Raw genomic sequence first — 24,378 nt, forward strand, 5'->3', positions numbered from 1 at the left:
AAAGTTCCCACAGCGGCGTCCTGCCGGGCTCCAGGGCCTAGGCGCAACCATCCTGCCGGGCGACCACCTCGAGCAGTCGCGCCTCCACCTCATCCCGCGAATGTGCACGGAACAACCGCGGTGCCGCACGGCGGAGCGCGCAGCAGTCCAGCGTGGTGAGGCGGTCGCGCACCTGGAGCAGCTGCCCCGGGTGCATGCTGAACTCTTCCAGGCCCATGGCCAGGAGCAACGCCGTGAACTGCGTATCGCCGGCAATCTCGCCGCACAGGCTCACGGGCTTCTTCGCTCGCCGCGCACTCGCGATCACATGGGCGATGAGCCGCAGGAACGCCGGCTGCAGCGGATCGTAGATGCCTTCGAGCGCATCGTTGTTGCGATCGGCCGCGAGCACGTATTGGGCGAGATCGTTCGTGCCGATGGCGAGGAAGTCGGCCTTCTCGAGAATCGACGTCACACCGATCGCAGCTGCCGGGACTTCGATCATCGCGCCGACGTCGAGTCGCTCCGGCAACTCCTGCCCCACGCGCGCAAGGTCCTCGCGCGCCTTCTTGATCAGGCGGCGCACCTCGGTCATCTCACCCAGGTGGGTGATCATCGGGACGAGAATGCGCACCGGGCCGTAACAGGCGGCGCGCAGGATCGCGCGCAGCTGCACGCTGAAAATGTCGGGGTAGCGCAGCGACAAGCGAACGCCCCGAACGCCCAGGGCGGGATTGTCTTCCCCACGGATGGCCAGGCCCGCCGCGTCTGCCTTATCGGCACCGAGGTCGAGCGTGCGGATCGTGACGGGCAGGCCGCCCATGCCGAGGACGACATCACGGTAGGCAATGAACTGCTCCTCTTCCGAGGGCAGGCCGCGCTGGCGAAGGAACAGGAATTCGGAGCGATACAGGCCGACACCGTCGGCACCGCGGGCGCGGGCCAGCGTGATGTCGCCAATCAGTTCGGCGTTGGCGTAGAGGCGCACGTGCGCGCCGTCTTTCGTCAGCGTCGGTGCCGAGGCGAGGGCGGCCAGGCGACGGCCTTCCGCGGCGGCCTGACGCTGCCACTGACGATAGCGTGCGAGGTCCTGTGCGGTCGGATGCACAATGACTTCGCCGTGCTCGGCGTCGATCAGGACGAGGTCGTCGTCATTGATCGTGGCGAGGGCGTCCTTCGTCCCGACCAGCATCGGCAGGTTGAAGCTGCGCGCGAGGATGGCGCTATGCGAGTAGATGCTGCCTGCGCTGGCAATGACGCCGAGCATGCCCTGGCCGGCCATGCTGGCCATGTCGGCGGGAGCGACCGTATCGCTGACCACGATCTCGCCGACGCGTGCGGCGAGCTTGCGCTCTTCGCGGCTGGATTGCTGGAGCAGGGCGGACATGACGCGGCCGATCACCTGGTCGATGTCTTCGCCGCGACTCTTCAGGTAGGGGTCGTTCATCGCATCGAACACCGCGGCGAGGCGGTCGCGCTGCATCTTCAGCGCGGCGCTTGCGGTGTAGTGGCCGACGGAAACCAGTTCGTCCAGGCCGCGGAGCAATTCTTCGTCGTCGAGGAGGAGGCTATGGGCGTCGATAAAGTCGCCGACCTCCCTCGCCAGTGCGCCGTGCAACTTGCCACGTAGTTCACGCAGTTCCGTGCGTGCGCTGTCGATGGCCTTGTGCAGGCGGTCGATCTCGGGCGCGATCTCCGCGTCCTCGAGCATGCGCGTGTCGACCGCATAGATACTCGGCTGGACCAGGCGTGCGCGACCGAGGGCCATGCCCCGGGCGGCTTGCGTGCCGGTCAGCACGACTCTCATCGGTCAGGCACCCTCGTCGAACTTGCGGTCGAACAATTCGACCACGGCCGCCAACGCGGCTTCTTCGTCCTCGCCCTCGGCGCGCACGCCCAGGGCGGTGCCCATGCCGGCGGCCAGCATCATCACCCCCATGATGCTCTGGGCATTGACCTCACGACCCTTGCTGACGATCCAGACGGTCGATTTGAAGCTGGAAACCAGCTGGACGAGTTTGGCTGAGGCGCGTGCGTGCAGGCCCAGCCGGTTGGATACCACGATGTCCCGTTCAAGCATGGTCGATGAAGATCCCTCCGCGACCGCCACTGGCCGCGATTTCGGTCAGTTCGGTCAGCGATTTGTCCGAATAGTTGAGCACGCGCAGCAGCATCGGCAGGTTGAGTCCCGAAACGCAGCGCAGGTGCACGCCCAGTTCGCTCAGGGAAAGACCGATATTGCACGGCGTCGCGCCGTAAAGGTCGGCGAGGACGAGAACGCCGTCGCCATGGTCGAGGTCGCGGGCGTGCTTCGCGGTTAGCGTGCGCATGACGTCGGGATCCGCACTGGGCGGCACTTCCACGGCGTCCACATCCATCGGCAGCCTGGGCATGACATGGCGTGCCGCGGAGATCAGCGCCTTGCCGACCGCTTCGTGGGTCATGAGGAGGACGCCGACGCTCATCGCCCGGACGCTCGGTAATGCTTGGGCTGGGTCATGGCGTTATTCGAGCTCACGATGAAATGTCAGTACGTTGCCGCGTTCCGAGCGGAAATGCTGGGCCAGCTTCTCGACGAGGTAGACCGAGCGATGGCGCCCGCCCGTGCAACCGATCGAAACGGTCACGTAGCTGCGATCCTCCCCTTCGAAGCGTGGCAACCACGTTTCCAGCCAGCGAGTCACGTCGGCATAGTATTCGCCTACGAGGGGGTTCGCGTCGAGAAATTCCCTCACGGGCTGGTCCTTGCCCGAGAAGGGGCGCAGGCGTGGGTCCCAGTGCGGGTTGGGCAGACAGCGGGCGTCGAAGACGAAATCGGCGTCCGAGGGCAGGCCGCGGCGGTAGGCGAACGATTCGAACAACAGGGTGGTGCCGTCGGAGGCGGCCGCGTAGCCGGTGGCAAACAGGCGGCGTAGCTGGTGGACGTTGAGGTCGCTGGAGTCGATGACCTTCTCGGCGATCGCGATCAGCGGCCGGAGCAGCTTGCGCTCCTGGGCGATCGAATCGGCCAGGGAAAGCTTTTCGGCGGCCAGCGGATGACGGCGGCGGGTTTCCGAGTAGCGCTTGATCAGTACGTCGTCGCGGCTGTCGAGGAAGATCAGGTGCACGTGCACACCGGCCATCGACAGTTCGGAGAGGACGTGGGGCATGCGCGAGAGGTCGACGCGGCGATTGCGCACGTCCACGCCCACGGCGATACGCCGGCGCGGGCCATGCTCGCCCTGGCTTACGGCCGCGACCAGCTGCGGGATGAGCTCGGCGGGCATGTTGTCCACGCAATAGAACTCGAGATCCTCCAGGGCGCGCAACGCGACCGTCTTGCCACCACCGGACATGCCGGTGAGGACGATCAGGTGGATGGCATCGGGCTCGACGATCGGGCTCATGACTTCATCGGTCACGGGGGTCACCACGGTGGCAGCCGGCGCATCTGGTGCGCCTGGCGGTCGATGAAGGTCTGCGCGGGGTCGATGCCCTTGCTCTTGAGGACGTGGCTACGCACGGCCGCCTCGACGAGAACAGCGAGGTTGCGGCCCGGCGCGACGGGAATGGTGATCTTGGGGACGTCCACGTCGAGCACATTACGCCGACTGACGTCGCCGGTGAGGCGGGTCATCGCATCCGTCTCTTCGCCGACCAGCATGGGCTTGAGGTGGATGACCAGGCGGAGGTACTTCGAGGGCTTCACCGCGGTATGGCCGAACATCTCGCGGATGTTCAACACGCCGAGACCGCGTACCTCGAGCAGGTCCTGGAGCAGATCGGGGCAGGCGCCGTCGATGACGTCGGGCGCGATCAGGGTGAATTCGGTGGCGTCGTCGGCGACCAGGCGATGACCACGGCTGACCAGCTCCAGCGCCAGCTCGCTCTTGCCGGAACCGGGTTCACCGGTGATCAGCACGCCGATCGAAAACACCTCGAGGAACACGCCGTGCAGGGTGACCCTCGGCGCGAGCGTGCGCGCCAGGTGGTATTGCAGGTAGGTGAGCAGCTCATGACCGCGGCGGGTGCTCTGCCACAGCGGGGTATCGGTTTCCTCGGCGACTTCGCGCAGATCCGAGGGAATCGCTTGATCCTTGGTGACGATGAGCGCCGCCGGCTGGTAGGCGGCGATCTTGTGGATCGCCTCCCAGCGCTGGCGCGGCTCCAGGCCGTCGAGGAAGTTGAGTTCCTCGGTGCCGATGATCTGCACCTTGTTCGGGTAGATCACGTTCAGGTAACCGACCAGGGACGGCCGGCGACTTTGCTTGGCGTTGGGTTCGAGCACGCGCGATTCGCCGCGCATGCCTGCGGCCCAACGCAGCGCCATGCGCTCGTGTACTCCGTCGAAGAGTTGTCTGGCGGTCAGCCGGTCCACGCTGGATCCCTTGAAATGGCGAAGCCGGCGCGAGGGCGCCGGCTGGGGCTATTGTGCCATCAAGCGTGGACGGGGGTTCAGGGAGCGGCGACGCGAGCGTCGCGACCCTCGGCGTTGTGGTGATCCTTGAGCTTTTCCTTGTGCTTCTTCAGCTGGTCGGCAAGCTTGGCGATCATCGCGTCGATGGCTTTGTGCAGGGCATCGGGCTTCTTTTCATCTTCGAGGCTGGCCACGCCGTCGGCGTGGAGACGGACGCCGGCACAATGGAGCGTGCCGCCGGCCTTGTGCTCGTTCTTGTCGACGGAAAGGACCACGTCGAGGGCGGTGATGTTGTCGAAAAGGCGTTCGAAGCGGCTGATTTGCTGTTCCACGCGCTCGCGCAGGGCAGGGGTGGGATGGATGTGCTGGCCGCTGATCTGGATTTGCATGACGCCTCCTTCTTGCTGAGGGTGCCGCCTTGGTGGCGACGAGTGCGGAACGACGGAGTGCCGTTCCTCAAGCCTGAAATGGTGTGACCGTGGACCTCCGTGAGGGTTCCCCGCGCCTCAACTGGCGCGGACACGTTCGCTGGAGCTGGGGATGCGCAGGGCTTCCCGGTACTTGGCTACCGTACGGCGGGCTACCTGAATTCCGCGTCGATGGAGTTCCTCGGCCAGGGCCTGGTCGGACAGCGGGCGCCGCGCGTCCTCGCCCGTGATGAGCTTGCGGAGCATGGCCTGGATCGCGGTGGCCGAGGCGCTGCCGCCGTCCTCCGTGGCCACGCCACTGGAGAAGAAGTGCTTCAGTTCGAAGGTACCGCGCGGCGTGTGCATGTACTTGCGCGTAGTGACCCGGGAAATGGTCGATTCGTGCATGCCGACCTCCTCCGCCACCTCGCGCAGGACCAGCGGATGCATCGCCTCCGGGCCGTAGTCGAGGAAGGCGCTTTGCCGGCGGACGATCACGTCGGCCACCTTGGTCAGCGTCTCGGCGCGCGACTGCAGGCTCTTCAGCAGCCAGCGGGCTTCCTGTAGCTGGCCCTTCATCCAGGTGGCGTCGTCGCCGCGGGCGCGAGCGATGAGGTTGCAGTAGTGCTGGTTGAGGCCCAGCCGGGGCTGGGCATCGGGATTGAGGCTGACCTGCCAGCGGCCGTTTTCGCGGCGCGCGTAGACGTCGGGGGCGACGTATTCCACGGGCGTGGCGTCCAGGGCGGAGCCGGGGCGCGGATCGAGGCTGCGGATCAGGGCGGCCGCGGCGGCGACGTCTTCCTCGGCGGCCTTGAGCTTGCGGGCGATCTTGGCCGCGTCGTTGCGCGCCAGGAGCTCGAGCTCATCGGTGACCACGCGGATGGCAAGGTCGCGATGCGGCGTATCCAGGGCGAACTGCGACAGCTGGCAGAGCAGGCAGTCACGCAGGTCCAGGCTGGCGATGCCCGTGGGGTCGAAGCGCTGCACGCGCTGGCGCACGCGCTCGATCTCCTCGGCGCTGGCATGCAGCTCGGCCGGCAGGGCGGCTTCGACGGCCTCGACGCCGTCACGCAGATAACCGTCCTCGTCCAGCGCGTGGATGATCGCGGTAGCGATGGCGTGGTCGCGCGGCGAGAACTGGGACAGGTTGAGCTGCCACTCGAGGTGTTGCTGGAGGCTTTCGGGAGCGGCGTTCTGCGGTTCGAAGCCGTCCTCGTCGCCGCTGCCGGAGCGCGAAGGCGCACCGGCGTAGTCGCCGGCTTCGCCGTGGAAGCGATCGTCGTCCCACTCGGGAGCGAGCTCCTCCGAGGGGGTCGCGGTCGACTCTTCCTCGGCCTTGGAGGTCTTGGCGGGTGGTTCGTCGCGTGCCGGGAAGTCGGGGCCGTCGTAGTCGCCTTCTTCGGGCAACTCGGCCTCCGCTTCGGCATCCTCGGCGAACTCGAGCAGGGGGTTGCTTTCCGCGATCTGGCGGAGCTCGGCCTCGAGCTCCAGCTGCGACAACTGAAGCAGGCGGATGGCCTGCTGCAGCTGGGGCGTCAGCGTGAGCTGCTGATGCAGGCGAAACTGAAGTCCGGGTTTCATGCCTTGGATGCGTGAGGTGTCGAATCCATCGTAACCCCTTGCGACCTTTCCAAACCAGCATTCCGGTGAGCCAGGCCCACCGGCCGAATAGGCAATACGTCAGATACGGAATTCACGGCCCAGGTATACCTCACGCACCTTCTCGTCGGCGAGGATGTGCTGGGGCGTACCCCGGGACAGGACTTCGCCGTCATTGAGAATATACGCGCGGTCGCAGATGCCGAGCGTCTCACGGACGTTGTGATCGGTGATCAGCACGCCGATGCCGCGTTCCTTCAGGTGGCGGACGATGCGCTGGATCTCGCCGACCGAAATCGGATCGACGCCGGCGAAGGGTTCGTCCAGCAGCATGTAGCGCGGGCGCGCGGCCAGCGCACGGGCGATTTCCACGCGCCGACGTTCGCCACCGGACAGGCTGATGCCCTTCTGTTCCGCGATGTGGGCGATTTTCAGCTCGTCGAGCAGGCTTTCCAGCTCCTCTTCACGCTGCCGGCTGGTCATGTTGTCGCGCAGTTCGAGCACGGCCAGGATGTTGTCCGACACGCTGAGGCGGCGGAACACCGAGGCTTCCTGTGGCAGGTAGCCGATGCCGAGCTTGGCGCGGGCGTGCATGGGCAGGCCGGTGATGTCCTGCTGGTCGAGCTTGATCGAGCCGGCATCGGCCTGGATCAGGCCGACCACCATGTAGAAACAGGTGGTCTTGCCGGCGCCGTTGGGGCCAAGTAGCCCGACGACTTCACCTTCCCGGATGGAGAAGGCGAAATCACGGACTACCTGGCGGGCGCGAAAGCGCTTCTGCAGGCCTTGGGCTGAAAGCATCGGGTCAGGGCTTCTTCGGCTGGGGCGGCTTGGCGGCCGGCGGTGTGGCGGGTGCGGCCGGAGCCGCGCCCGGGGGCGGGTTCTTCGGCTGGAAGACCATGTGCACGGGCTGCGGGCCGTTGCTCTCGCCCGTCATGGTGCTGTTGGTCGTGTTGTAGGTGATCTTGTCGCCGTCGCTCTGGTTGAGCTTGCTCTTGTCGGCGCCATCGGTCTGCTTGTCGACATGCGCATTGCCGGTGAGCACGGCGATGCCGTTGCCGCTGTTGGCGGGGTCTTCCGGCTTGTAATCGATGTTGCTGGCGTGGCCCCGCATCAGCAGGTCCTGGTCGTCCAGCTGCTGCACCGTGGCCGGGCTACCGTCGATGATGACGCGGATGATCTGGTTGTCGGCGTCGAGGTAGCCGGTCGCCTTGTCGCCGGTGATCTTCAGCGTGCCCTGGGTCAGCAGCACGTTGCCGGTCCAGATCACCTTGCCCGGCTGGGTGCTGTTCGCCTGCTGCTGGGTGCCGTCGAACGACTTCGAGGTGACGTTGGTTGGCTGCGTGCGATCGGACTGCTTGGCGACGGCGGGCATGCTCGTGGCGAATGCCACGCCGAGCACCGCAAGGAGGACCTTAGCGCTTGCGAGGCGGGTAGACGGTGTGGACTGCATCGAGGAGCTCCAAATGCTTGGTATCGAGATTGGCGCGCATGCCAACGCCTTCCATTGTAGAGGCTCCCTGAACGATCCGGGCCGCCTCCGCCGTCTCCAGACGGTTCTCCTTCGGCCACGCGGTGACCTCGGAGGTGTCGATGCTGGCCGGCGGGTTCTGCTCGAAGGCGATGCGGTCCATGTGGACCTTGCCCTGCAGCTTGAGCAGGCTGCCGTCCTTGTTCACCCAGCCGTATTCGGAATGACCTTTCCAGGGTGGCGCCGTCAGGTCCTTGGTCGGCGGCAGGACGAAGTCGGGCGCGTTGATGTACAGCGACTCGTCGTCCTCGCGGCGTTCCAGGTGGGGCGCAATCAACTTGAAGGCGGGCTGGCCGAAGTCGTTGTAGGAGTCGAGATTGAAGTTGGTAAGCACGTAGCCCGAGCGCGGCGGCCCGACGAAATCGTCGACCTTCTTGTCGGGGGCAACCCAGTAATAGAGCAGGACGCTGGCACCAAGCAGCACGGCGAGCACGCCGGCGACGCCCGCGGCGCTGCGGTCCTTGAACAGGAGCATCAGGTTCACAGCCAGCGATCCCGCTCGGCTTCGGCCTTGCCCTGGGCGGCGAGGATCAGGTCGGCCACCTCGCGGGCGGCGCCGTAACCGCCGGACAGGCGGGTGCGGATGTGTGCGCGCTCGACAACCCAGGGGTGTGCGTTGGCGACCGCCACGGCGAGTCCGGCGATGCCCATGGCAGCCAGATCGGGCAGGTCGTCGCCGACGAAGGCGGATTGCTCGGGCGTCAGGCGCAGGGCATCCAGCAGCTCGGTAAGGCAGGCCCGCTTGTCTTTCTGGCCCTGGTAGACGTGCTGGATGCCCAGCTCTTCCGCGCGCAGCGACACCGGGTGGCTGATGCGGGCGGTGATGATGGCGACCTTGACGCCGTTTTCCTGCAGGCGCTTCAGGCCCAGCCCGTCATGGACGTGGAAGACCTTGGTCTCGCGGCCGTCTTCGGCGTACCACAGGCGGCCGTCGGTGAGCGTTCCGTCCACGTCAAAAACGACCACGCGTACTCGGGCAGCGCGCTCGGCGATATCGGCGGAAATCTCGGTGTAATGCGTGTAGGGCATGGGCTTCTGGTGGCTGGGCGTCAGACGACGCGGGCGCGGAGCAGGTCGTGGATATTCAGTGCGCCGACCACACGCCCGTCGGCATCGGTGACCAGCAGCGCGTTGATCTGGTGTTTTTCCATCAGCTGCGCCGCTTCCACGGCGAGCTTGTCGGAGCCGATGGTCTTCGGCCCCCGGGTCATCAGCTGGGCGACGGTAGCGCTGCGCAGGTCGATGCCGTGGTCGTCGAGACAGCGGCGAAGGTCGCCGTCGGTGAACACACCCAGCAGGACGCCGTCGTCATCGACCACGGCGGTCATGCCCAGGTGCTTGCGGCTCATCTCGACGAGCGCTTCGCTGAGGGTGGCATCGCGGCGGACGCGAGGAACGTCGTCCCCGGCGTGCATGACATCGGCGATGTGCAGGAGCAGGCGGCGGCCGAGACTGCCGGCCGGATGCGAGCGTGCGAAATCGTCGGAGGTGAATCCACGGGCCTCGAGCAGGGCGACGGCGAGCGCATCGCCCATCACCAGGGCGGCCGTGGTGCTGGCCGTGGGTGCCAGGCCGTGCGGGCAGGCCTCGGAGCTCACGCTGCCATCGATATTGACGTCGGCCTGCCGGGCCAGTGACGACTTCGGGTTGCCCGTGATCGCGATCAGCCGAATGCCCTGGCGCTTGATCGCAGGAAGGATGAAGAGCAGTTCGTCGGTCTCGCCGGAGTAGGAGATTCCGAGCAGGATATCGTCCGGCTGGATCATGCCGAGATCGCCATGGCTGGCCTCGCCCGGGTGGACGAAGAACGACGGCGTACCCGTCGACGCCAGTGTGGCGGCGATCTTGCGTGCGATATGGCCGCTCTTGCCCATGCCGGAGACGACCACGCGGCCCTTGCAGGCCAGGATCATCTGGCAGGCCGCCACGAAGGAGGCGTCGACCTTCTCTTCCAGGGCACGGATGGCCGCTGCCTCGGTGACGATCACGGTACGCGCACTACGGACGACGATATCGGCGTTCACGAGCGGGTGATCGAGAGGCGGTGCGGTGCGGGCATTCATGCGGCCTCGGGGGTCCGGGTTGGGGCGTTTGACCCGGGATGTCCATTTCTGCGACACCGGATTTCCATTACCATTACATATTCTCATTTTATCGTCGCCGCCATCGAACGGTGGTTCAGGGTCCGTTTCGGAACCCTTCGGCCTGGCGACCCCCTTCCAACGGAGAATCCATGGACGCTGCACGCATCCAGGCATTGATCGAAGCCGGCCTGCCCGGTGCCCTGGTGAACGTTCGCGGCGACGACGGCGTGCACTTCGAGGCTGACGTGATCTCGGATCAGTTCGCCGGCAAGCTTCCGCTGGCGCGTCACCGCCTTGTCTATGCCACCCTCGGCGACCTCATGGGCGGTGCCATCCACGCCCTGGGCCTGAAGACCCTCACTCCCGAAGAAGCCGCCGGCCGCCGCTGACGCGCGCCGCGACTTCCTTCGCACGATCTCCTCTCTAGGTATTCGACACCATGGCCAAGATCCTTATCACCGGCGGTAATCCGCTCGTGGGCGATGTGAGCATTTCCGGCGCGAAGAACGCCGTCCTGCCCATCCTCGCTTCCTGCCTGCTCGCCGACGAACCGGTAAGCATCGGCAACGTGCCGCACCTGCACGACGTCACCACCTTCATCGAACTGCTCGGTCGCATGGGCGTGCGCGTGGTGCTGGACGATCGCATGAAGATGCACATCGACCCGCGCCCGGAGAATTCCTGCGTGGCGCCGTACGAGCTGGTCCGCACCATGCGCGCGTCGATCCTCGTGCTGGGCCCGCTGGTTGCCCGTTTCGGCAAGGCCGAGGTCTCGCTTCCCGGCGGTTGCGCGATCGGCTCACGTCCGGTGGACCAGCACATCCGCGGCCTGCAGGCGCTCGGCGCCGAGATCACGGTGGAAAATGGCTTCATCAAGGCGAAGGCCGGCCGCCTGAAGGGCGCCCGCATCGTCATGGACATGGTTACCGTCACCGGTACCGAGAACATCCTGATGGCCGCCACCCTGGCCTCGGGCACGACGATCATCGAGAACGCCGCGCAGGAACCCGAAGTGGTCGACCTCGCGCATTGCCTCATGGCGATGGGCGCGAAGATCGACGGCGTCGGCACGTCCACACTCATAGTCGAAGGCGTCGAGCGCCTGCATGGTGCGCACTACGAAGTGCTGCCCGACCGCATCGAGACCGGCACCTTCCTCGTCGGCGCGGCGATGACCGGCGGCAAGGTGCGTGCGCGTGGCGCGCGTCCCGACACTCTGGACGCCGTGCTGCAGAAGCTCGAGGAATCCGGCGCGCACATCAGCACGGGCAAGGACTGGATCGAGCTCGACATGGGCGGTCGTCGGCCTAAGGCGGTCAACCTCGTCACCGCGCCGTACCCGGCGTTCCCGACCGACATGCAGGCGCAGTTCACCGCGCTGAACTGCGTTGCGGAAGGCGTGGGCGTGATTACCGAGACGGTATTCGAAAACCGTTTCATGCATGCGCTGGAGCTGCAGCGCCTCGGTGCGGACATTCGCCTCGAAGGCAACACGGCGATCATCACCGGCGTGCCGAAGATGAGTGGTGCGCCGATCATGGCTACCGACCTGCGCGCCTCGGCATGTCTGGTCCTCGCTGGCCTGGTCGCCGAGGGCGACACCACGGTCGACCGCGTGTACCACATCGATCGCGGCTACGAGAACATCGAGGAAAAGCTGGGGGTCCTCGGCGCGACGATTCGTCGCCTGCCGGGCTGAGCCATCTGTCTGTGGAACAAAAAAGCCGGCTGACGCCGGCTTTTTTTGCTCTGGTAGGAGCCGATTTATGTGAAAGCCGCTATTTCAGTTGCCCTTGAAGCTCACCAGCTCCAGCGTCAGGTCGCCGCCATCCTTCGGTGCCAGCTTCACCGGCACCGGGTACTTTGTCGGCACGTACCACGCGCTGAAGGTGGCGGCCTGGTCGGCACGGTCCACGCGCTGGGCATCGAACGAGCCGGCGGGAACGGTGACTTTCTCCTTGCCGGATACCTCGAACGACTGGTTCTCCACGGCCTGTTTCACGGCGACGGGGAAGGTGACCTGCTGCCGGCCCGCAGCCAGTGCGACGCCAAGTGCCAGGGGGAGCGTATTGCGCTCGACCATGTTCGGCACGGCGGCGTAGCTGTAGCTCTTCTTGGTGTCCTGCACCTGGACGGTATTGCCCTGGATGGTCACGTCACGCGTCTTGCTTTTGAACGACGAGTCCAGCTGGTAGTGGTAGCTGATCGCCGACGGCACCATGCCGGACCAGGCGAAGCGCGAGATTTCGCTCACGTTGGCACCCATGGCTGCCGCAAGGCCACCGGTTCCCTTGGTCTGGTTGCTGTATTCGTACTGGCCGCCACCGACGGACTTGAGGGTGATGGTCGCGTCGCCGAGCGGTTTGCCGCCCTGCAGCACGCGATACGTCGCGGTAAAAGACTGCGGTACGTTCGCGGCAAAAGCGGCGACGGGCAGGGCGAGGGCCAGCGCAAGGCCGGCGCGGAGCAGGGGAGTGGTCTTCATGCCGCCAAGTCTAGCGGCGGCGCCTGAATGGTGGGCAAGGGCCGCCGCTCTTGGTAGGAGCCGATTCATCGGCGATCCCGCGGCAGCGGGCCGGGTTGGCGCGAGCACCCAATCGCCGATGAATCGGCTCCTACGGAAGGAGCGTCGCGATATCGAGCGGAGAGGCGAGCGGCACCCCATCGAACACCGGCTGGCCATCCCAGCGCAGGCGGTGGCTGGCAATGGCCGCCACGACGGCCGGCAACAGGCGATGTTCCTCGACCAGCAGTCGCGCGGCCAGCGAGGCCTCGGTGTCGTCGGCGTGCACGGCGATACGGGCCTGCGCGACCACCGGTCCGCCATCCAGTTCGGCGGTGACGAAGTGGACGCTGGCACCGTGTTCGGCGTCGCCGGCTTCGAGGCATCGGCGATGCGTATGCAGGCCGCGATACTTCGGCAGCAGGGACGGATGCACGTTGATCGCCCGGCCTTCCCAGTCGGCGACCACGCTGGCGTCGATGATCCGCATGAAACCGGCCAGGACCAGCAGGTCGGCACCGGCCTCGGCGACGCGGCCGAACAATGCGCGATCGAAGTCGCTACGCGTGGCGTAGTCACGTGGATCGAGGAAGACCGTCGGGATGCCCGCATCAGCGGCCACGGACAGGGCACCGGCCGATGCCTTATCGCTACCGACAAGGACGAACTCGACCGGCAGCCGCGCGGCGATCAGCGCGGCGAGATTGCTGCCGCGCCCGGAAGCGAGCGCGGCGACACGCAAGGGTCGATCCACGGAGCGGATCAGGCGATGTGGACGCGCTCGTCGCCGCCGGCGGCGACGACCGAGCCGATCGCCCAGGAGGCGAGACCGTGGGTAGCCAGCGCGGCCTTCGAGGCGTCGACCTGGTCCTGAGCCAGCAGCACGGTGAAACCGATGCCGCAGTTGAACGTGCGCCACATTTCCTCGCGGGCGACCTTGCCTTCGCGCTGCAGCCACTGGAACACCGGCGGCAGCTCCCACGACGATGCATCGATGCTCAGGCCGAGGCCGTCAGGCACGACGCGGATGATGTTTTCCTTCAGGCCGCCGCCCGTGACATGGGCCATGCCGTGCACGTCGACCTTGGTCAGCAGGTCGAGGATCGGCTTCACGTAGATGGTGGTCGGCGCCATCAGGGCGTCACCCAGCTTCACGCCGCCGATGTCCAGGTCGAGCGGCGAACCGGCGCGTTCGAGGATCTTGCGGATCAGCGAATAGCCGTTGGAATGCGGGCCGGAGGCGGCCACACCGAGAATGACGTCACCAGCGACGATTTTCGAGCCGTCGTTCATGGCGGACTTTTCGACCGCGCCGACGGTGAAGCCGGCGAGGTCGTATTCGCCCGGCGGGTACATGTCGGGCATCTCGGCGGTTTCGCCGCCGATCAGGGCGCAACCGGCCAGCTCACAGCCACGAGCGATGCCGCTGATGACCGAGGCGGCGGTGTCGATGTCGAGCTTGCCGGTGGCGAAATAGTCGAGGAAGAACAACGGTTCGGCGCCCTGGACGAGGACGTCGTTGACGCACATGCCGACCAGGTCGATGCCGATCGTGTCGTGACGGCCGAGGTTCTGGGCCAACTTGAGCTTGGTGCCCACGCCGTCGGTACCCGAGACCAGGACCGGCTCCTTGTAGCGACCGGAGAGGTCGAACAGGCCGCCGAAGCCACCGAGCCCGCCCATGACTTCAGGACGGAAGGTCCGCTTGACCATCGGCTTGATACGTTCGACGAGGGCGTTGCCGGCATCGATATCGACGCCTGCGTCGCGATAGGTGAGGGAGCCCTGGTCGGAGGACATAAGCGATACCGGCGCGTATTGGAAACCGTGCATGATAGCAGCAAGCGACCCCGCGGCCTTGCCCTGCACGCCGTCTGGATGGACGGCATGGCAAGGTTTGGGCAGACTCCCCGTCTTCACAGAGCGACGCCACAACCATGCGCCCAGCCCGTTTCCTCGCCTTCCTGATGCTCTTCCTGCTGTCCTTCGTTGGCACGGCGGCGGCGCAGACCGCGATCTATACGGTGACGGTGCCGGTCGCCGACACCAGCGCCGCCGTGCGTGACCAGGCGTTTGCCAACGGCCTGACCCAGGTGCTCGCCCGGGCATCGAACGGCGCGGATCCGCGCTCCAAGCCGGGCTATGCCGAGGCGATCAAGCAGCCCGGTGGCCTGGTTCAGCAGTATCAGTACGCCCGCACGGGTGGCGCCAACGGCGCGCCGCTGAGCCTCGATATCGTCTTCGATCCGGGTGCGATCCGCCGCGTGCTCGCCGTCGGCGATGCCGCCGCGGCCGCTCCGAAGTCGCCGGTGCTGGTGATCGCCCGCGATGCGAGCGGCAAGCTGCTCGGCCAGCAGGACCTGCTCCCGCTGTCGCAGATGGCCGATACCCGCGGCTACCAGACCATCCTGCCCAAGCCGGATGCCACCCTGGACGCCAATGCCATCGCCGGGGGCGATCCCGCCGCGATCGCGACGGTGGCGCGCCAGTACAACACCGCCGTGATCCTTATCGGCAAGGTCGGTGGCGACCAGACCGACTGGACCCTGGTCTCGGCCGGTCGCACGAGCAACTGGAAAGACAGTGGCGAGGCGCGCGCGGCGCTGCTCTCCAATGGCGCCAACGCCATGGCGGACAAGCTGGATCGCCAGTTCGCGGCGACCCAGGGCGGTAGCTCCAGCGGCAAGGTATGGGTGTCGGGCCTGCGCTCGGCCGCCGACTATGCCGGTCTGCTGTCGACCTTCCAGAACGACCCTGCGGTGAAGTCGGTCGCTCCGGTCGGTGCTACCGCCGAGGGCGTGCTGTTCAACGTGAGCGCCACCGCCCCGCTGGCCCGCCTGATCGCCGGCTACGCCTCCGCCGGCCATGTTCTTGCCGCCGACGCCCACGACGGCGCCGACCTCGCCGTTCGCTGGATCCCCTGATCCACGACAATAGCGTCACCGCCGCCACGGGACGATGGCGGCGACCTTCTTATGCCGGAACTGGAATCGCATGACTCACGACACTTCGCGCCGCTGGCAGATGCTTGCGATCGCCGCCGTCATCATTTTCGTGATCTGGCTGTTGGCGCCCGTGCTCATGCCCTTCGCCGTCGCCGCGATGCTTGCCTACCTCGGTGATCCGCTGGCGGACCGCCTGCAGCGGCTGGGCATGGGACGCACCTGGGCGGTCAGTATCGTCTTCACGGTTATCGCGCTGGTCTTCATCGGCGCGCTGCTGCTTCTGGTCCCGCTGATCCAGCACCAGTTCGAGAACCTCGCCGAGAACCTGCCGCGTTACGTCGAATGGGCGAAGAGCACGGCCTTGCCGTGGATCCAGCAACGCCTGCATCTGGATGCCGACGTGTTCGATAGCGATCGCCTGATCGCGACGATCAAGGAGCACATCGGCTCGGTCAGCAGCGTGCTGGCGACGGCCGTGGCCAAGGTGTCGCAGTCTGGCATGGGCATCGTCATGTGGCTGACCAACCTCGTGCTGATCCCGGTGGTTGCGTTCTACCTGCTGCGCGACTGGGACACGATGATCGCGCACATCCAGCGCCTGCTGCCGCGTTCGATCGAGCCGACCGTCGTGCGCCTGTCGCGCGAGTCGGACCAGGTGCTCGGTGCCTTCGTCCGCGGCCAGCTGCTGGTGATGCTCGCGCTCGGCGTGTTCTACGGCCTTGGGCTCACGTTGTGCGGCATTTCGATCGGTCCGTTGATCGGCATGGTCGCCGGCCTGCTCAGCTTCGTGCCTTACCTCGGTTTCATGATCGGCTTCGTCGCCGCGATGATCGCCGCCCTCGTGCAGTACGGCGACTGGACCCACGTCATCCTGGTGGCCGTCGTGTTCACCATCGGCCAGCTGCTCGAAGGCTATGTGCTGGTGCCGCGCCTGGTCGGCGGCAAGATCGGCCTGCATCCGGTGGCGGTGATCTTCGCCGTGCTCGCCGGCGGTCATCTGTTCGGCTTCCTCGGCGTGCTGCTCGCCCTGCCGGCCGCGTCGGTGGTGGTGGTCCTTATGCGTTATGTCTTCGCGCGGTACCGCGAGAGCGATCTCTACACGGAGCCGGCCGTCGTGGCGGAGCCGGAGCGCATCGATGTGGACGTCGACGTGGACGTGAGCGTGAAGCCGGTCCGCCCGACCATCCCGGGTGACGGCGGTCCATGACGACCCAGCTTCCCCTCGCGCTACGCTGGCCGCGTCGCCAGCGCTTCGAGCACTTCCATGCCGGCGAAAATGCGGTAGCGCTCGAAGCCATTCGCGCGGCGGCAGTTGACCCCGTGGCGCCCTGGGTGTTCGTCGCCGGGCCTGTCGGCAGCGGACGCACGCATTTGCTCATCGCCGCCTGCAAGGCGGCGATCGATGCGGGACGCACGGCGCAATACCTGCCTTTGGCAGGGCTGCGCGGTTCGCGTGCGGCCGCCATTCGTGGCATGGCCGGCAGCGATGTGCTGGCGATCGACGATGTCGATTCGATTGCTGGTGAGGCCGACGCCGAACATGCGCTGTTCGACACCTTCAACCGCTATCGCGCCGATGGCTGCACCTTGCTGTTCGCCTCGGTCGCCGCGCCGGTGTCGCTGGAGATCGCCTTGCCCGATCTTCGTTCGCGGCTGGGCTCGCTCACGCAGGCGCTGCTGAAGCCGCTGGCCGACGTCGAACGTCGCCAGGTCCTGCGCGACCATGCGGCCGGCCGTGGCATCGAGCTCGACGACACCGTGCTCGACTGGCTGTTCGCCCACCATGCACGCGACCTCGGTGCCTTGCTCGACCTCCTCGACACGCTCGACCGCGCGTCGCTGGCCGCCCAGCGACGCGTCACCGTGCCCTTCCTGCGCAACCTGCTCAGAAAAGAATAGGTAAATGTGGGAGCCGCTTCAGCGGCGAAAAGCCAACGGAGCGGTGAAGCCTAAGAGCATCGCCGATGAATCGGCTCCCACAGTCAATCGGCTCTCCAGCTCAACGATTGCCGTGAGCTGGCACGGTGTCGATCAGCTGCTTCTGCTCGGGCTTGTTCTCGCGCACGCCATAAACCCGCAGCACCTCGGCGCCCGTATCGTGTTCGACGATCAGGTAGGTGCGCTGCGAGGCCGAACCACTGAGGAAGACGGGAACGTTGCCGAGGCTGCCATAGCGGCCATGGTCCCATGCAGGTGCCCCGCGAAGATGGCGGCGATGTCGGCGTTCATGACCAGCCGTGCGAAATCGCCGTCGAACATCGTCGGGTCGTGCATGTGGATGATGCCGAAGTCGTACTTGCGGTCGTTCCAGTCGCCGAACGTGGGCTTATCGAGCCGGGTCTGGATCAGATGGCCGAGCCACGCCAGGGATGAGTCGATGTCGTAGCGCTCCTTGCCGATGCCTTCGGTCGTCTCGAACGTCACCCGGTAGTCCGGATAGTTGTTGAGCTGGATGTTGAGCACGCGATCGAGCCCGCGCGCGTTGACGGCGTAGGCGAGGCTGCCCCGATGGAGGGTCGTGAACACGCCGGGTGTGACGGAGTAGTCGAACGCGATCTTGCCGGCTTTGGCGGTGACGTGCCTGACGAGGTCGCCGATGCTGTCTCTCGCGCAACCGTTGTTGTAGCAGCCCGAGCCATTTTCCTTCCGGATGTTGTTGTCGTAATCGTGGTTGCCCAGGCCCAGGTGCACGTTGTCGCCGAGTATGGGCAGGAGTCGCGCCATGACGCTGCGCTGGTTGCCGTGACCATAGGCGGTCAGGTCGCCGTTGATGAATACCGGGATATCTTCGCCGGGTCGTGCCGCGCGATAGGCGGCGATGCTCCGGTACTGCTCGGTGATCAGGGCTTCGGAACGACGGTCGCGTTCGTTGTCACTCTCCGGGGAACCACGGTCGGTCAGGTCCGTCCAGGGGTATTGCGGATCGGAGGTCACGATCATCGTCTGGATGCCGGCGACCGCGTTCGCGGCGAAACCGACGCCGGCGAGGGCGAGCGCCAGGGTCAGGGCAGGGTGGGTGAAGGTTTTTCTTGGCACGGCCTATCGTCCTTGTGTCGGTGCGGATGCATGCGAACGTCCGGTTCGCAGCGACAGGGTAGACCGATGGCAAGCCGGCGACTGTAGGTGGTCGGCAGGTAGTGTTTCAGCTGAAAGACGACGTTGGGTCGCGGCGTTCGCCCGGGTTGCTTTCCTGGCGCCCCACATGCAAAACGCGCACCCCGTCAGGGGCGCGCGTTTTGGGGAGCGCATCGTTCGGAAGTTACCGGAGACGATTCCGGGTACTTCGCCGACATCGTCGCTCGGATCAGACCCCGAGCAAGCGGGCCGTGGCGTTGGCCTTGATCACGTCCGTCATCGCCGCGGCGACCTTGTGGTTGCCGGCGACGATGTTGCCACTCTCGGGCAGGCCTTCGCGGCCGCCGAAGTCGTTGTAGACACCACCGGCCTCGCGAACCAGCAGGGCGCCGGCGGCGATGTCCCAGATGTTCAGCGCCGGCTCGAAGAAGCCGTCGACGCGACCGGATGCCACGTAGGCCAGGTCCAGCGCCGCCGACCCCATGCGACGGATGTCTTCGGCTTCGGCGAGCAGGGCCGCCGTCATCGCCAGCTGCGGTTCCAGGTGGTTGCGGGCGCGATATGGATAGCCGGTGGCGATCAGCGCACCCGACAGGCCTTCGCGCTTGCCTACGCGGATGCGGCGATCGTTGAGGTAGGCGCCATCGCCCTTGCTGGCGGTGAACAGTTCATCGCGCAGCGGGTCGAAGACCACGCCGTACACCGGCTCGCCCTTTTCGACGAGGGCGATGGAGACGCAGAAATGGGGGATGCCGCGCAAGTAATTGTGCGTGCCGTCGAGCGGATCGATGACCCAGGTCAGCGGCCCCTTGCCGATCTGCCCCGACTCTTCGCCAAGAATGGCGTGGGTGGGGTAGGCACGACGAAGCTCCTTCACGATCTCGGCTTCGGCGAGGCGATCGACTTCGGAAGCGAAGTCCATGCGCTGCTTTTCGACGACCGCGAGGCCCTCGAGGCGATTCATGTAGCGCAGGATGATGTTTCCTGCGGAGCGCGCGGCGCGCGCCGCAACGTTGACGGCGGGTCTGGGCATGGGGATCGACTTGGTAAAAGAACAGGTGAGCGCGGTCAGGCCGCGTCGGTCGGGCAGTTTAACACCGCCTTGCGGCTCACCCAAGTCATTGCCGTTGTAGACTTTCCGGTCCTCCCGTTCAGCCCCTCGACGCCATGGCCCTTTCCGAGCTCAACGACCGCCTCCGTTTCGTCCTTGTCCGCACCTCGCATTCGGGGAACATCGGCTCGGCGGCCCGCGCCATGCGCACCATGGGGTTCGACCGGCTGACCCTGGTCGCCCCGCAGCGCTTCCCCGATCCGGAGGCTACCGCCCTGGCGGCCGGCGCGGACGATGTGCTCGCTAAGGCGTCCATCCAGGAGGATGTGGTCGCTGGCCTGGCGGGTACGACCTTCGCTCTCGGCCTCTCGGCGCGGCGTCGCGGGGTGAACATTCCCGAGCTGGATCCCCGTGAGGGCGTGGCCCAGGCCATCGCCGCCGCCCGTCGGGGCGAGCAGGTGGCCCTGGTCTTCGGCAACGAGCGTACCGGCCTGGAGAATGACGAACTGTCCCGCTGCCACGCGATGATCCGCATTCCCAGCGTGGATGACTTCAGCTCGCTGAATCTCTCGCAGGCGGTGCAGGTGGTGGCCTACGAGCTTCGTTCGGCCCTGCTGGCCGACGAGGTGACCGACGCGAAGAGCCCGGAAGCGGTCCCCGACCCCGATGAAGTCCCGGCCGACGCCGAGCAGCTCGAACGGTTCTTCACCCACCTGGGCCAGATGCTCGACGACATCGAATTCCATAAGGGCCGCTCGCCCGTGACGATCATGCTGAAGCTGCGCAAGCTGTTCCTGCGTGCCCGCCCCGAACTGCGCGAACTTCGCATCCTCCACGGCATCCTCGCCGATGCCCAGCGCATGGCCGAGATCGCGCACAAGAAGGATTGACCGGGTCTCCCCCGGTTCCTGAGGCTCAGAACAGGTCGCGCACCAGTCCCGCCAGCGCGCGGCTGAACGTGGCCGATGCGATGACGATGGCGAGAGTCGCCGTCCATACGCCGATCAGCAGCGCCCCATCGCGCTCCACCAGCGCGAAGGCGAACGCGATCAGCATGCCGCCGAACAGGTAGTTGGTGAAGGGGATCGGCAGTGCGAGCAGGACGCCGATCAGGATCATGACCCCGCCGGAGAGCAGGGTGAACGGGCGGCGCGTCAGCCGCTGCAGGCGGGGCCTGCACACCGTTTCGAGGCGTCGCGTGATCGGCTCCGCGCGATCGAGGAAGCGCAACAGGCCCTCGCGCGACAGCGTGCGTCGTCTCAGAAACCCCGGGATCCAGGGGTGCTCGAGGCCGATCAGCATTTCCAGGCCCAGCGCGATCACCATCACGCCCATGATCCCCCCGATGCCCAGCGGTACCGGGATGAAATTGGGGATGGCGAGCAGGAGCAGCAGGAAACCGAAGGCGCGGCGCTTCAGTGGTTCAAGGAGTGCCGCGACTTCAATACGGTCGTCGGGGGCGTCAAGCAACACCCGTCGAAGGAGGGCGGTGGTCTTGTCCTCACGAGGCTCGGGGGCGGCGGTCATGAGGGGACGATCACGGGCGGCGCTTGAACCCCGGCTTTACGCGCCGTCTTCGGCGACGGCCTCACTCTCGCCCGCCATGCTGACCAGCAGCTTGTCGATGCGGGCGCCGTCCATATCCAGCACCTCGAAACGGATGCCCTGCCAGACAAACGATTCACCCGCGCGCGGGATATGGCCGAAATTCGTCGTGACCATGCCGGCCGCCGTGCGGAAGTCGTGTTCCTCTTCGTTCGGCAGGCGGTCGAGCTGCAAGAGTTCGCGCAAATCGTCGGCCGGGAGGGCGCCGTCGACCAGCCAGCTGCCGTCCTCGCGGCGAACAATCGGGCCATCGTGGGTCGTGTCGTCGGTCGACGGTGCGGTGGCGCCGACCACGGCCGACAGCAAGTCGTTGAGGGTGACCAGGCCTTCGATGTCGCCGTATTCGTCGACGGCCAGGGCCAGCTGGGTGTCGGCGTCGCGGAAGGACTCGAGCAGGTCCAGCGCGCGCGCGGTCGCGGGGACGAAGAGGGGGCGCGAGATGTGCTTGAACAGGTCCACCTCACCGCGCTGCAAGCTGCCGAAGAGCGATTTCACCTCGACCGTACCGACGACCTCGCTTTCGTCGCCGCGGTAGACCGGGTAGCGCGAGAAGGGGGTCTCGCGCAGCACTTCGAGGTTGTCTTCCTGTGACGCGTTGGTATCGAGCCAGGCGATCTTCATCCGCGGGGTCATGACCGAACCGACGGTCCGGTCGCCGAGGCGGAGCACGCGGTTGACCATGTTGCGCTCGTCCAGGTCGAGGATGCCTTGCTCGGCGCTCTCGGCGACGAGCAGGCGGATCTCCTCTTCGGTGGCGGCCGAGGCGTCGCCACGGCGCAGGCGAAGCACGTGCAGGATGCCGCTGGACAGGTGGTTGAGCAGCCAGACCATGGGCAGGGTGATCCGCGAGATCACCAGCATGGGCATGGCGATCTGCGAAGCGATGCGCTCGGGCGCGGTCAGCGCGGCGCGCTTGGGCACCAGTTCGCCGATGACGATCTGGACCAGGGACATCAGCAGGAAGCCGAGCAGCCAGCCGACGATCTTCGCGTACGGCTCCAGCCAGGCGGGTTCGCCGCGATGGATGAGGGCGGTGAACTGCTCGCCCAGCGTGTCGCCGGCCACGGCACCGGTGACCAGGATGATCAGGGTCATGCCGACCTGGACGGTCGACAGGAAGCGCTCCGGGGACTCGGCCAGGCGCAGCGCCGCCGCAGACCGGCGGCTGGTGCGCGCCATTTGCTTCAGGCGGCTCTTGCGAGAGGCCACGACGGACATCTCGGACAGCGCGAAGAACGCGTTGCCGAGGGAAAGGAAGAGGACGAGCAGGATGTCGGGGAGCATTTGGGGGGATATATATCAGACTGGGGGGTTATCGGTCGTGTGGGGGTGGGGCGTCGCCGCTCCGTTGGCTTTTCGCCGATGAATCGGCTCCCACATGTCTCTTCCGGTAACATTAGCGTCATAAATCCCCCAGGTTCCCCCAGGCGACCCCATGTTTTCACTCCAGACGATGTTCGGTAAGGGCGACAAGTTCTATGGCCTGCTCGAGGCGAGCGCCGAAGCCGCCCGCGAAAGCGCCAAGGCGATGCACGAACTGGTCACCCAGACCGATCGGACCCCGATCATGGCTGCCTTCAGCACCGCACGGGCCCGCGAGAAGGCCTTGCACGGCCAGATTGGCGAGGAACTGGTCAACACCTTCGTCACCGCGCTGGATCGCGAAGACATCGAGGCGCTGAACTCCGCGCTGTACAAGATCCCCAAGACCATCGAGAAGTTCGCCGAGCGCTACGTGATCGTCGCCGAGCGGCTCCAGGGCATCGATTTCAGCCAGCGCGCGGCCCTGCTCGAGCGGTCGGCCGAGGTGGTCGTCGCCATGATCGGCCAGCTGCGCAACGGTCTGAAGATCGACCCGGTGAAGAAGCTGCGCGACCAGCTGCAGGCGCTGGAGTCCGAGGCCGACCGTCTCCTGCTCGATCCCTACCGTACGCTCTACGCCGAAGGCTCCGACCCCTTGAAGGCCATTCTCGCCAAGGATCTCTTCGAGCTGGTGGAAAAGGCGGTCGACAAGTGCCGCGATGTCGGCAACGTCGTTTACGCCATCGTGCTCAAGAACTCCTGAGGGCGGCCGTCCCATGAGCATGGTCATCGCGGTCGTCCTGATCGCCCTCGCGTTCACCTATATCAACGGCTTCCATGACACGGCGAACTCCATCGCCACCGTGGTCGCGACCAAGGTCCTCACACCGGGCCAGGCCGTACTTCTGGCGGCGGTCACCAACCTGGCGGGCGCCCTGTGGGGCACGGCCGTGGCGGCGACGATCGCGTCGGGCCTGATCGACACCGGGGTGGTGGACGTCGGCTCACAGCTGCTGATCAGCGCACTGCTCGGGGCGACGATCTGGAACCTGATCACCTGGTGGATGGGTCTGCCGTCGAGCTCCAGCCACGCCCTGGTCGGTGGCTTGTGCGGCGCGGCCCTGGCGGCGTCCGACGGCAACCTGCACTCGATCATCTGGTGGCAGGGCGGGGCGCACTGGTGGCTGGGCAAGGGCGTCATGCCCAAGGTCATCCTGCCGATGATGGTCTCGCCCTTCCTGGGTTTCGTCATCGGCTATGCGTTGATGGGCAGCCTGTATGCGCTGCTCGGCTTCTTCTCGAGCCGCAAGGGTCCGCTACGCCGTTTCGGCCGCACCCCGTTCGTCAACAGTTTTTTCGGCAAGGCACAGATCGTCTCGGCCAGCGCGATGGGTCTGTCCCATGGCATGAACGACGCGCAGAAAAGCATGGGCATCATCGCCCTCGCCCTGGCTGGTGCCACGGCGGCGGGTCACTTCGACCATCTGCCCGCGATCCTGCATTTCCTGCGCATTCCGCACGACCCCGCTGCGCCCGGTGGCTTCCCGATCCCGGTCTGGGTCAAGGTCGTCTGCGCGCTGACCATGGCCGCGGGTACCGCAGGCGGTGGCTGGCGCATCATCAAGACGCTGGGCCACAAGATGGTCAAGCTGCACCCGATCAACGGCTTCGCGGCCGAGGGCAGCTCGGCGGCGGTCATCCTCACCGCGTCCATCCTCGGCGTACCGGTGTCGACGACGCACAACGTGTCGGCGTCGATCATGGGCGTCGGTGCCGCGAAGCGCTGGAACGCCATCCGCTGGTCCGTGGTCGAGCGGATGGTCTGGGCGTGGATCCTCACCCTGCCGATCACGGCAGGCATCGGCTACGGCCTGGTCAAGCTCAGCCGGCTGTTCTTCTGA

General features: G+C 66.3%; 27 protein-coding genes. 8 read left to right on the top strand and 19 right to left on the bottom strand.

Going from position 1 to position 24,378, the window contains the following annotated elements; all coding sequences use genetic code 11:
- Positions 1-37: 37 nt before the first annotated feature.
- The 12 genes from ptsP to BJI69_RS11705 form a co-directional block, all read right to left on the bottom strand.
- Complete coding sequence (gene ptsP, locus BJI69_RS11650; RefSeq protein ID WP_046967006.1) at positions 38-1,786, bottom strand: phosphoenolpyruvate--protein phosphotransferase; 1,749 nt, start codon at positions 1,784-1,786, stop codon at positions 38-40.
- Positions 1,787-1,789: 3 nt separating this feature from the next.
- Positions 1,790-2,059 carry an HPr family phosphocarrier protein gene (locus tag BJI69_RS11655; RefSeq protein ID WP_046967005.1) on the bottom strand — a complete coding sequence of 90 codons (270 nt, stop codon included), beginning with the start codon at positions 2,057-2,059 and terminating at the stop codon, positions 1,790-1,792.
- Positions 2,052-2,444: a PTS sugar transporter subunit IIA gene (locus tag BJI69_RS11660; RefSeq protein WP_046967004.1), complete on the bottom strand. Its 393-nt coding sequence runs from the start codon at positions 2,442-2,444 to the stop codon at positions 2,052-2,054. Before BJI69_RS11660 ends, BJI69_RS11655 begins: the two co-directional genes overlap by 8 nt.
- Positions 2,445-2,483: 39 nt before the next feature.
- Entirely contained in the window at positions 2,484-3,365 is an 882-nt protein-coding gene (gene rapZ / locus BJI69_RS11665; RefSeq protein WP_107913052.1) for an RNase adapter RapZ, read from the bottom strand.
- A gap of 20 nt (positions 3,366-3,385) precedes the next feature.
- Complete coding sequence (gene hprK / locus BJI69_RS11670; protein WP_244465235.1) at positions 3,386-4,288, bottom strand: HPr(Ser) kinase/phosphatase; 903 nt, start codon at positions 4,286-4,288, stop codon at positions 3,386-3,388.
- A gap of 125 nt (positions 4,289-4,413) precedes the next feature.
- Positions 4,414-4,764 carry a ribosome hibernation-promoting factor, HPF/YfiA family gene (gene hpf / locus BJI69_RS11675; protein WP_046967002.1) on the bottom strand — a complete coding sequence of 117 codons (351 nt, stop codon included), beginning with the start codon at positions 4,762-4,764 and terminating at the stop codon, positions 4,414-4,416.
- Positions 4,765-4,881: 117 nt separating this feature from the next.
- Positions 4,882-6,363, bottom strand: a complete 1,482-nt coding sequence (locus BJI69_RS11680) for an RNA polymerase factor sigma-54 (RefSeq protein ID WP_046967001.1) — start codon at positions 6,361-6,363, stop codon at positions 4,882-4,884.
- A 99-nt stretch (positions 6,364-6,462) separates the two neighbouring features.
- Complete coding sequence (lptB, locus tag BJI69_RS11685; protein ID WP_046967000.1) at positions 6,463-7,182, bottom strand: LPS export ABC transporter ATP-binding protein; 720 nt, start codon at positions 7,180-7,182, stop codon at positions 6,463-6,465.
- Between the two features lie 4 nt (positions 7,183-7,186).
- Positions 7,187-7,774, bottom strand: a complete 588-nt coding sequence (lptA, locus tag BJI69_RS11690; RefSeq protein ID WP_244465234.1) for a lipopolysaccharide transport periplasmic protein LptA — start codon at positions 7,772-7,774, stop codon at positions 7,187-7,189.
- 22 nt (positions 7,775-7,796) lie between these two features.
- Positions 7,797-8,387, bottom strand: coding sequence for an LPS export ABC transporter periplasmic protein LptC (lptC, locus tag BJI69_RS11695; protein WP_046967021.1), 591 nt, complete (start codon positions 8,385-8,387; stop codon positions 7,797-7,799).
- Positions 8,388-8,392: 5 nt separating this feature from the next.
- Positions 8,393-8,941: a KdsC family phosphatase gene (locus BJI69_RS11700; RefSeq protein WP_046966999.1), complete on the bottom strand. Its 549-nt coding sequence runs from the start codon at positions 8,939-8,941 to the stop codon at positions 8,393-8,395.
- A gap of 20 nt (positions 8,942-8,961) precedes the next feature.
- The gene (locus BJI69_RS11705) at positions 8,962-9,975 is read right to left on the bottom strand and encodes a KpsF/GutQ family sugar-phosphate isomerase (RefSeq protein ID WP_046966998.1); all 1,014 of its coding nucleotides are present in this window, start codon (positions 9,973-9,975) and stop codon (positions 8,962-8,964) included.
- Between the two features lie 170 nt (positions 9,976-10,145).
- Here BJI69_RS11705 and BJI69_RS11710 point away from each other — a divergent pair, with 170 nt between their 5' ends.
- Positions 10,146-10,385: a BolA family protein gene (locus BJI69_RS11710; protein ID WP_046966997.1), complete on the top strand. Its 240-nt coding sequence runs from the start codon at positions 10,146-10,148 to the stop codon at positions 10,383-10,385.
- Between the two features lie 50 nt (positions 10,386-10,435).
- Positions 10,436-11,695 (top strand): UDP-N-acetylglucosamine 1-carboxyvinyltransferase, encoded by a 1,260-nt coding sequence (gene murA / locus BJI69_RS11715; RefSeq protein ID WP_046966996.1) that lies wholly within the window; start codon positions 10,436-10,438, stop codon positions 11,693-11,695.
- A gap of 84 nt (positions 11,696-11,779) precedes the next feature.
- Here murA and BJI69_RS11720 read toward each other — a convergent pair whose 3' ends face one another.
- The 3 genes from BJI69_RS11720 to purM form a co-directional block, all read right to left on the bottom strand.
- Positions 11,780-12,481, bottom strand: coding sequence for a DUF3108 domain-containing protein (locus BJI69_RS11720; RefSeq protein ID WP_046966995.1), 702 nt, complete (start codon positions 12,479-12,481; stop codon positions 11,780-11,782).
- A 130-nt stretch (positions 12,482-12,611) separates the two neighbouring features.
- Entirely contained in the window at positions 12,612-13,262 is a 651-nt protein-coding gene (gene purN, locus BJI69_RS11725) for a phosphoribosylglycinamide formyltransferase (RefSeq protein WP_071925088.1), read from the bottom strand.
- Entirely contained in the window at positions 13,262-14,332 is a 1,071-nt protein-coding gene (gene purM / locus BJI69_RS11730; protein WP_181016711.1) for a phosphoribosylformylglycinamidine cyclo-ligase, read from the bottom strand. The genes purN and purM overlap by 1 nt, the downstream gene beginning before the upstream one ends.
- 104 nt (positions 14,333-14,436) lie before the next feature.
- Between purM and BJI69_RS11735 the strand changes: the two genes are divergently transcribed.
- The 3 genes from BJI69_RS11735 (at position 14,437) to hda (ending at position 17,343) form a co-directional block, all read left to right on the top strand.
- Positions 14,437-15,423 (top strand): DUF2066 domain-containing protein, encoded by a 987-nt coding sequence (locus BJI69_RS11735; RefSeq protein ID WP_046966992.1) that lies wholly within the window; start codon positions 14,437-14,439, stop codon positions 15,421-15,423.
- Positions 15,424-15,493: 70 nt separating this feature from the next.
- Positions 15,494-16,651 carry an AI-2E family transporter gene (locus BJI69_RS11740; protein WP_046966991.1) on the top strand — a complete coding sequence of 386 codons (1,158 nt, stop codon included), beginning with the start codon at positions 15,494-15,496 and terminating at the stop codon, positions 16,649-16,651.
- Positions 16,648-17,343: a DnaA regulatory inactivator Hda gene (gene hda, locus BJI69_RS11745; protein ID WP_046966990.1), complete on the top strand. Its 696-nt coding sequence runs from the start codon at positions 16,648-16,650 to the stop codon at positions 17,341-17,343. Before BJI69_RS11740 ends, hda begins: the two co-directional genes overlap by 4 nt.
- Positions 17,344-17,553: 210 nt before the next feature.
- Here hda and BJI69_RS11750 read toward each other — a convergent pair whose 3' ends face one another.
- Together BJI69_RS11750 and BJI69_RS11755 are read right to left on the bottom strand one after the other, a co-directional pair.
- Positions 17,554-18,480 carry a metallophosphoesterase gene (locus BJI69_RS11750; RefSeq protein WP_046966989.1) on the bottom strand — a complete coding sequence of 309 codons (927 nt, stop codon included), beginning with the start codon at positions 18,478-18,480 and terminating at the stop codon, positions 17,554-17,556.
- Between the two features lie 268 nt (positions 18,481-18,748).
- Positions 18,749-19,552 (bottom strand): inositol monophosphatase family protein, encoded by an 804-nt coding sequence (locus BJI69_RS11755; protein WP_046966988.1) that lies wholly within the window; start codon positions 19,550-19,552, stop codon positions 18,749-18,751.
- 134 nt (positions 19,553-19,686) lie between these two features.
- Here BJI69_RS11755 and BJI69_RS11760 point away from each other — a divergent pair, with 134 nt between their 5' ends.
- Positions 19,687-20,460 (top strand): RNA methyltransferase, encoded by a 774-nt coding sequence (locus BJI69_RS11760; protein WP_046966987.1) that lies wholly within the window; start codon positions 19,687-19,689, stop codon positions 20,458-20,460.
- A 25-nt stretch (positions 20,461-20,485) separates the two neighbouring features.
- Here BJI69_RS11760 and BJI69_RS11765 read toward each other — a convergent pair whose 3' ends face one another.
- Both BJI69_RS11765 and BJI69_RS11770 read right to left on the bottom strand, forming a co-directional pair.
- Positions 20,486-21,097, bottom strand: coding sequence for an exopolysaccharide biosynthesis protein (locus BJI69_RS11765; protein ID WP_052767092.1), 612 nt, complete (start codon positions 21,095-21,097; stop codon positions 20,486-20,488).
- Between the two features lie 36 nt (positions 21,098-21,133).
- Positions 21,134-22,459 carry a hemolysin family protein gene (locus BJI69_RS11770; protein ID WP_046966986.1) on the bottom strand — a complete coding sequence of 442 codons (1,326 nt, stop codon included), beginning with the start codon at positions 22,457-22,459 and terminating at the stop codon, positions 21,134-21,136.
- Between the two features lie 151 nt (positions 22,460-22,610).
- On the opposite strand from BJI69_RS11770, the gene BJI69_RS11775 reads away from it, so the two are divergent.
- On the top strand, positions 22,611-23,240 hold the full coding sequence (locus BJI69_RS11775) for a DUF47 domain-containing protein (protein WP_046966985.1): 630 nt from the start codon (positions 22,611-22,613) through the stop codon (positions 23,238-23,240).
- Between the two features lie 13 nt (positions 23,241-23,253).
- A complete protein-coding gene (locus BJI69_RS11780) occupies positions 23,254-24,378 on the top strand; it encodes an inorganic phosphate transporter (protein ID WP_046966984.1) in 1,125 nt (374 codons plus the stop codon).

It is taken from the genome of Luteibacter rhizovicinus DSM 16549, assembly GCF_001887595.1.
In the GTDB taxonomy this organism is placed as follows: Bacteria; Pseudomonadota; Gammaproteobacteria; order Xanthomonadales; family Rhodanobacteraceae; genus Luteibacter; species Luteibacter rhizovicinus.

Bases quoted from the DNA above. Each gene is read 5' to 3' on its own strand.
- rapZ (WP_107913052.1), bottom strand. From the start codon at position 3,365: ATGAGCCCGATCGTCGAGCCCGATGCCATCCACCTGATCGTCCTCACC.
- hprK (WP_244465235.1), bottom strand. From the start codon at position 4,288: ATGGCGCTGCGTTGGGCCGCAGGCATGCGCGGCGAATCGCGCGTGCTC.
- purM (WP_181016711.1), bottom strand. From the start codon at position 14,332: ATGCACGGTTTCCAATACGCGCCGGTATCGCTTATGTCCTCCGACCAG.
- hpf (WP_046967002.1), bottom strand. From the start codon at position 4,764: ATGCAAATCCAGATCAGCGGCCAGCACATCCATCCCACCCCTGCCCTG.
- BJI69_RS11705 (WP_046966998.1), bottom strand. From the start codon at position 9,975: ATGAATGCCCGCACCGCACCGCCTCTCGATCACCCGCTCGTGAACGCC.
- hda (WP_046966990.1), top strand. From the start codon at position 16,648: ATGACGACCCAGCTTCCCCTCGCGCTACGCTGGCCGCGTCGCCAGCGC.
- BJI69_RS11735 (WP_046966992.1), top strand. From the start codon at position 14,437: ATGCGCCCAGCCCGTTTCCTCGCCTTCCTGATGCTCTTCCTGCTGTCC.
- lptC (WP_046967021.1), bottom strand. From the start codon at position 8,387: ATGCTCCTGTTCAAGGACCGCAGCGCCGCGGGCGTCGCCGGCGTGCTC.
- BJI69_RS11765 (WP_052767092.1), bottom strand. From the start codon at position 21,097: ATGACCGCCGCCCCCGAGCCTCGTGAGGACAAGACCACCGCCCTCCTT.
- BJI69_RS11655 (WP_046967005.1), bottom strand. From the start codon at position 2,059: ATGCTTGAACGGGACATCGTGGTATCCAACCGGCTGGGCCTGCACGCA.
- BJI69_RS11770 (WP_046966986.1), bottom strand. From the start codon at position 22,459: ATGCTCCCCGACATCCTGCTCGTCCTCTTCCTTTCCCTCGGCAACGCG.
- BJI69_RS11680 (WP_046967001.1), bottom strand. From the start codon at position 6,363: ATGAAACCCGGACTTCAGTTTCGCCTGCATCAGCAGCTCACGCTGACG.
- BJI69_RS11760 (WP_046966987.1), top strand. From the start codon at position 19,687: ATGGCCCTTTCCGAGCTCAACGACCGCCTCCGTTTCGTCCTTGTCCGC.
- ptsP (WP_046967006.1), bottom strand. From the start codon at position 1,786: ATGAGAGTCGTGCTGACCGGCACGCAAGCCGCCCGGGGCATGGCCCTC.
- BJI69_RS11700 (WP_046966999.1), bottom strand. From the start codon at position 8,941: ATGCCCTACACGCATTACACCGAGATTTCCGCCGATATCGCCGAGCGC.
- murA (WP_046966996.1), top strand. From the start codon at position 10,436: ATGGCCAAGATCCTTATCACCGGCGGTAATCCGCTCGTGGGCGATGTG.
- BJI69_RS11660 (WP_046967004.1), bottom strand. From the start codon at position 2,444: ATGAGCGTCGGCGTCCTCCTCATGACCCACGAAGCGGTCGGCAAGGCG.
- BJI69_RS11710 (WP_046966997.1), top strand. From the start codon at position 10,146: ATGGACGCTGCACGCATCCAGGCATTGATCGAAGCCGGCCTGCCCGGT.
- BJI69_RS11740 (WP_046966991.1), top strand. From the start codon at position 15,494: ATGACTCACGACACTTCGCGCCGCTGGCAGATGCTTGCGATCGCCGCC.
- lptB (WP_046967000.1), bottom strand. From the start codon at position 7,182: ATGCTTTCAGCCCAAGGCCTGCAGAAGCGCTTTCGCGCCCGCCAGGTA.
- BJI69_RS11720 (WP_046966995.1), bottom strand. From the start codon at position 12,481: ATGAAGACCACTCCCCTGCTCCGCGCCGGCCTTGCGCTGGCCCTCGCC.
- BJI69_RS11775 (WP_046966985.1), top strand. From the start codon at position 22,611: ATGTTTTCACTCCAGACGATGTTCGGTAAGGGCGACAAGTTCTATGGC.
- BJI69_RS11755 (WP_046966988.1), bottom strand. From the start codon at position 19,552: ATGCCCAGACCCGCCGTCAACGTTGCGGCGCGCGCCGCGCGCTCCGCA.
- BJI69_RS11780 (WP_046966984.1), top strand. From the start codon at position 23,254: ATGAGCATGGTCATCGCGGTCGTCCTGATCGCCCTCGCGTTCACCTAT.